Origin of the sequence: Prevotella sp. HMSC077E09, assembly GCF_001814685.1 — a bacterium.
In the GTDB taxonomy this organism is placed as follows: Bacteria; Bacteroidota; Bacteroidia; order Bacteroidales; family Bacteroidaceae; genus Prevotella; species Prevotella oris.
Window position 1 is genome coordinate 1 of record NZ_KV817568.1, and the last position, 3910, is coordinate 3910.

The window sequence follows — 3910 nt, forward strand, 5'->3', positions numbered from 1 at the left end:
AGATGATGTGGAAAGATGGCGGAAACTCTGAAGTTCTGCATTCCTCGAATGCAAGCCTACTCCGAGTTACTGTATTCAATGAATGCAGTAACACGACATGGACTTATCAACCTCTTTCTTGATATTGGCAAGGTGTGTCTTTGTGACACAAACCGCCGTTTGTACCACAAAGACCCTTGCCCCGAAAGGGGTATTTAATCACTCCAAAGTCGTGATTAAAGAAACAGAAAAAATAGATGCCTATGAATAACGAAAAACCAAAGAAACGCATCTCTAAGAAGTGCGGCGATTTCCCTGACAAGTGGGAAGATTGGCACTTCCGTCTACCCGAAGAGAAAAACCAACTGAGAATTATTGACCTTTACAGGAAATCAGGCTGTCGCTCCAAATCTGAATTTGCACGGGCAAGGCTATTGGGAGAAAGCTTTAAGGTGATAACAGTGGATAAATCTGCAATAGAGTATTATCGTAAGCTCTCATCGCTTACAGATGAGGTACACAAGATTGGGGTAAACTACAATCAGTTGGTGCGCATCCTGTACACCACAGAGCGACTGCAGATTTTCGAATCCATTCTAAAAGAGATATGCTGCCTAACAAAAGAACTCCACGATCTGCAAAAGCAAGCCGTGGAGTTGACAAATGAATTTAGATGGCGATAATTGCGAATCCTATAGTACTAGATAGTAAAGAACTTTGTTTACTTGCTATGCCTCAAAATTATTTTTCTGCTTTATTTTGCCACTCATCAGCAAGATTTTCCCAGTTTATTTCTCTCGTTTTTTTACCAGTCCAAACATCCCAGTAATCAGGATCATTAGACTGTGGGCGTTGTTCATCACGCAATGTTCGCATTTTTACCATAATAGGCAACTCTGATGCCCAGCCTAACAACACTGCATATTGCGAGGGAAGCGATGGCATTTCACGGAGAATCCCCCTCATATTGTCTGGCAATAAACGATGAATTAGTTCTTGATCTCGGTCATTAGATATACGATGCAATAAGAAAGAATTGCATTGAGACAAGACAGTAGGAGATAATTCTGATGGTCTTTGTGATGACAAAACAAGCCCTAGTCCGAATTTTCGTCCCTCTCGGGCAATCTTTTCAAAAATTTTACAACATTGAATAGTTGGTCCTGTATTTTCTGTATCATCATTGTATCGCTTGACAAAATAGTGAGCTTCTTCCATAACCAAAACGGTCGGTAGACATTGCTTATTCAGTTTAAGGTAACGTTGTTGTGTTTCAAATATCATACGAGCTACAACTGCCGTAACGATACTCGTTACATCAGATGGAAGTAAAGACAAGTCAATTATTGTCAGCGATTCTTTATTATTAGCTCCTATATAGTTATCTAGCCAATCACTTAACTTGAGAGAATCATTATCAATGACTTTCTTGACGCGTACATCTGTCAGTAATGTTTTGATACGAGGCATTAGAGTCACGATATAAATATAATCTGTTGTTTTGAGTATTTCTGCATTAGCCTCTATGGAACGTACAAAATTATCACCAGTGAATGGGATAGGACTATCTTCATCTGTAGGCAAAAACTCTTCCTCCCGACCACCAGATTTAATATAGACATCCTTTAATCTGGCTATTAAATCATCTATTTCCTTTTTCGTGTAATCATAATGAGGAAATTTTCCTGACCTAGCATTTGTTAGTGTTTCAACTAGTTCTTGAAATGCTTGAATCGCCGTATTTAGTTCTTCTGAGTATTCTTGTGCACCTGTAATTCCACTTGCCCATTTTTCGACGGATTGATGAAAATTCTTTGGGAACGGAAATTTTCCCCAAGGGTTACCAGATGCTTTGTGGACCTCAATAGCATCAATAACAGTGCGAACATAGTTTGCCAGCTCTCGCTCTTGTGTCTGCCCTTCAAAAGCGTTTCCACTTCTTACCGACTTTAGTGCATGAACGATTGTCGTCCTGTGTGTTTTCGGAGAGGCTTTGGTGAATCCACACCACTCGTCAGTATTCCAAAACCACAGTGGAACTTCAAGTTGTTTTTCAGCCTCCCCTTCTACATTTACCGTGTAGATATTTGCATTAGGCTTATCTGCAAAGGCTTTGCTATACTCCCCATTCGGATCTAATACAATAAAGCGACTATTTACATCCCCTTCCATATCAACAAGTTGCTCTCTGGCACCTTCAATAGACCATCGTATCAAACCTGCTACAGAACAAGATTTTCCACTACCAGTATTTCCAAGCACAGCAAGATGACGTCCAAACAGACGATCAGGGTCAATCATCACCTTGGCATTACCGACTAACGGGCTGTTGCCAATATACACTCTTCGGTTATCTCCTGATTCGACAATAGAACGCAACTGTTCATCTGTGGGCAATATGACTATATCACCAACAGAAGGAAAGGACTCTAAGCCACGCTTAAATTTATAACCACCTTCGGAAGAACGAAGGGTACCCACAGGTTGAAGTTCCATTTTTCTTAGAGGAAAAGGCAAATCAATCAGCCCAAAGTCTTGAAAGCCTCTTCGTTTAGGATAAGGAGAACGTTGGATTGTAATCCATGACACTTGTCCGACTACAAAGCCAAGGTCAATAGGAATCATAACATAGCCATTGATGCGTGGAAAACTTCGAGGTGTACCTGTATTCAAAGCTACACTCTCTGGAGACTCTACATCAAGTTGTATTTCTATTCTATCTGGAGATATATATTCTACAGTTCCTATACGCAGTGAAGCAAGGTACTCAATGGGCGTTGTAGACATAAATATGTAATTAGGATTATGAATTAGTGTTTGTTGTGTAAGCAGATACCTCTGTTATAGGGGAGTCAGAATGAACCGTTGTGGTAGATTTGTCTATATTTGAGACTGCTCCCATACGGTGTTGTAGTAGTTCTGCCATTCTAATTGTAGCTCTGTCAATGGCTGATTTCGGTAGGTAGTCATTGGCAAGATTCGTAATATCCCCCAAATTATTCCCTATCAATACTGACATCTGAGCTTTATGTGCTGACTCCGAATAAAACTTTAAGATGCGACCTATTGGGTCATTGTATGAAATAATGACCAGATGCGTTGAAGGTATTGCGAGCATATCATGAATGACTCTATTTATATGCTCGTCCGCAAAGCCATAGCCATAAGTAACCAAAGTACTATTAGGTCTACAAATAGAAGCCGCAAAATCTCGGAACAATTCCACGTATGGATATTCGGATGTTTCTCGATCTTTAGCGGAGTTGGGATAAATCATTAACTTCAATGCATCTGCACCATGTAATCCAGGAGCCTGTAGATAAGGATCAATGCTATTTGCTCCAAATGGAAGCCCTATACGGCGTATCTCTTCACCATTCTGCACCCAATCAACAGAGCCATGAAGTTTTGTTAGACGTGCTACGCCTTCCAAATAACGAGGCTCTCCCCTAATGCCTGGAGGATTGTAATGAATATCTAAATTGAGCCTTGAAGAGCGAAAAATAGGCATCATAGTCCCTACGAAACGATCCATGAGATGAATCCCAGCCAATTCTGCTCCAATTTCTATAAGTCGGTCGTAATTTGTTGTGAAGATGTTAAGCCGTTCTTTGTTTCCTGTGCGACTTGCAAAACTTAGAAGAAAATTAACTAATACCCGATAGGCGTTCTCTCGCTTTTCTTCCACAGCAACTGCAATACCTTTCTCTGACTTTAGTATGGATATTGCAAATTCTGAAACAATAGAGTTCAATTCCTGTTCTAATGTCTGCGCTTTGTCTGTTTCTCCTAAGATCTTTAAGCCTCTGAGCAAATCATTTGCTGTTCTTATTTGGTCCTCAATATTACCATTCTCACGACCACTAGCTTTCGCTGATTCCTGAGCTGCAGTTTCTATGGCGCAACCGATAAACCCTGTGGGGAGGGTCTA

At 40.5% G+C, this 3910-nt stretch carries 3 protein-coding genes; 1 reads left to right on the forward strand and 2 read right to left on the reverse strand.

What is annotated here, in order from left to right; translation table 11 throughout:
- The first annotated feature begins 242 nt into the window (after positions 1-242).
- Positions 243-662: a plasmid mobilization protein gene (locus HMPREF2983_RS07585; protein ID WP_025073330.1), complete on the forward strand. Its 420-nt coding sequence runs from the start codon at positions 243-245 to the stop codon at positions 660-662.
- Between the two features lie 58 nt (positions 663-720).
- On the opposite strand, the gene HMPREF2983_RS07590 is transcribed toward HMPREF2983_RS07585, so the two are convergent.
- Positions 721-2766, reverse strand: coding sequence for an ATP-binding protein (locus HMPREF2983_RS07590; protein WP_070667601.1), 2046 nt, complete (start codon positions 2764-2766; stop codon positions 721-723).
- A 16-nt stretch (positions 2767-2782) separates the two neighbouring features.
- Positions 2783-3793 carry an SIR2 family protein gene (locus HMPREF2983_RS07595; protein ID WP_246829374.1) on the reverse strand — a complete coding sequence of 337 codons (1011 nt, stop codon included), beginning with the start codon at positions 3791-3793 and terminating at the stop codon, positions 2783-2785.
- Positions 3794-3910 lie beyond the last annotated feature (117 nt).